This is a genomic window from Parasphingorhabdus sp. (genome assembly GCF_036964675.1).
Classification (GTDB): domain Bacteria; phylum Pseudomonadota; class Alphaproteobacteria; order Sphingomonadales; family Sphingomonadaceae; genus Parasphingorhabdus.
On record NZ_JBALTF010000132.1, the window covers coordinates 1 to 2,252 of the forward strand.

Annotated in this window: 2 protein-coding genes and 1 pseudogene; 1 reads left to right on the top strand and 2 read right to left on the bottom strand. The window is 57.9% G+C overall.

Annotation, left to right across the window (positions count from 1 at the left end; genetic code table 11):
* Positions 1 to 1,055, bottom strand: a 1,055-nt coding sequence (locus tag V7665_RS13470) for a carboxyl transferase domain-containing protein (RefSeq protein ID WP_335665048.1), incomplete at its 3' end; no start/stop codon positions are given.
* A 118-nt stretch (positions 1,056 to 1,173) separates the two neighbouring features.
* On the opposite strand from V7665_RS13470, the gene V7665_RS13475 reads away from it, so the two are divergent.
* A complete protein-coding gene (locus tag V7665_RS13475) occupies positions 1,174 to 1,905 on the top strand; it encodes a TetR/AcrR family transcriptional regulator (RefSeq protein WP_335665049.1) in 732 nt (243 codons plus the stop codon).
* A 53-nt stretch (positions 1,906 to 1,958) separates the two neighbouring features.
* Here V7665_RS13475 and V7665_RS13480 read toward each other — a convergent pair.
* Positions 1,959 to 2,252, bottom strand: a pseudogene (locus V7665_RS13480) (3-hydroxyacyl-CoA dehydrogenase); the annotation flags it as partial.

The window sequence follows — 2,252 nt, forward strand, 5'->3', positions numbered from 1 at the left end:
GGATCGAACGGGCCGTTGTTGCCGATCAGCCCGACCGCATGGCCCATGATGCTCGCCTGCATGCAGACCGTCCCGGGGCCATAGCGCGCCTTGAACTCCTCGAAATCAGAACCATCAGCAATCCGCGCCGCGACTTCGCGGACATCATAGGGGATGGTATAGTCGGTCGGCACAACCCCGGCGATTTCGTCGATGTCATAGATCGGTTCTTCATAGTCATTGCGGCGGATCGGGGTGGTATTCTTGTTCCAGTCGAGACGACCGATGGTTTCACGGGCAATGGCAATGCCATGGGCATCGTCATCGGCCAGATATTCCACGGTGCCTGTGGTCGAGGCATGCATTTCGGTGCCGCCCAGTTCGCGATCATCGGCGACTTCTCCGGTTGCCGCGTGGACCAGCGCCGCGCCGCCGAGCGCCGCCATGCCATTGTTGCGGATGCCGATGACATAGTCCGACATGCCCGGCATATAGGCGCCGCCAGCGGTCGATGGTCCGTGCAGCACGACCATGGTCGGAACGCCCGCCGCGCTCAGCCAGGCGAGATTGCGGAACAGCATCCCGCCATGGGCCCAGAGCTCGACCTTATATTCCATCAGGTTCGCGCCGGCGCTTTCGACCAGATGGATGAATGGCAATTTGAGATCCTGCGCGATTTTCTGCGCGCCTTTGCTGGCATCCCAGCCACCGCTTGTCGCGGCGCCCGCCCGGATGCCGCTATCATCGACCCAGATCATGCAGCGCACGCCTTTGACGAAACCGATGCCCAGGATCACGCTGCCGCCGGGAATGCTGGTGTCGGGGTCGCTATCCTCGACCATATAATTGGCCATATTATATAGTTGCAGCCAGGGCATGCCAGGATCGAGCAGGCGTTTCAGCCGTTCGTGCGGGGTCAGCTGGCCGCGCTTTTCAAATGTCGGCCGCCGTTTTTCCGATGCTGCTATGGCGCGGTTTTCAAGGCTGCGCAGATGATCGATCAGCGCCAGCATATTCTTGCGATTCTGAGCAAAGCTCTCCGAACCGGTGGCGATCTTGGATTTAAATTGGGGCATTGGTGCAGCGCCTCTTTTCGATTTTACCGAACGGACTATTCGCTATTTGACACGGCGAGTCCACAAAGGCTAATTGAATAGCATTCGGTATTTTCGAGTCAAGCTCAATAAAGGACAGATGTTGGCGATCAAGACGGTCAATCCGGAAACCCAGCGTATCAAGCTGGAGCGCAAGGAACGTGCGATTCTGGATGCGGCGCGGGGTGTTTTTGTCGAGCATGGCTTTGACGGCGCGCGGATGTCCGAGATCGCGCGGCGGGCCAGTATCGGCGAAGGCACCATCTACAGCTATTATGAATCCAAGGCCGAACTGATGCTGGCGGTGCTGCAGCAATTCTGGGACGGGCTGACGCTGGAGGCCGAAGGCGTGATGGCGTCAGTGCAAGCCACGGATTTCTTTGGCCGACTGCGGGCGCTGGCCCAATATCACCTGAACACGGTGATACTGAACTCGGACTTCATCAATCTTACCTTTGCCCTGCGCCGCAACAACAGCGAGGTCAGCGTCTCGCGCGATCATCTGCGCCATTATGTTGCCGTGTTCGACCGGCTGTTTCTGCGCGGACAGGATCGCGGGGAATTACGGGCAGATGCGATACTCTGGCAGGCCCGGGACGTGTTTTACGGCAGCCTCGAATATAGCGCCCGATCGATCGAAATGACCATGGATGCCGAGCGCAGCGCGCGCGAACAAGGGCCGGTTGTGGAAGACATGGTAGCGCTGTTTCGCTCGCATTATGGAGCGGTTCAAGGGATTGAGGCCAGCGATAATGCTACTGTGGAGCTACTGTCTTCAAAGTTCGACCAGCTTTCCGAAAAATTCGACGCACTTGCCAAGCGTCTATCGTAGCAGACAAAAAAAGAGCCCCCGCAGGAGCTCTTTTCCATATATTCTGATCCAGCTTAAGCCGCTTTGTAAAAACTTTCACCGGCATCGGCTTTGGCGCGGAACGACATCGGTGGTTTGAACCGCTCGCCATATTTCTGTGCCAGATTGTCGGCGATGCGGACAAAATTGTCGACACCGATCGTGTCGATATGGCTCATCGGACCGCCGGTCCAGGGCGCAAAGCCCCAGCCGAAAATCGCGCCAAGATCGGCGGATTGCGGATCGGAGACGACGCCCTCGTCGAAACATTGCGCGGTGGCGATCAGCTGGATGTACATCAGTCGCTGTTTGACCTCTTCGACATCCGG

Excerpts from the sequence above, each read along its gene's own strand:
- V7665_RS13475 (WP_335665049.1), top strand. The coding sequence starts at position 1,174 with ATGTTGGCGATCAAGACGGTCAATCCGGAAACCCAGCGTATCAAGCTG.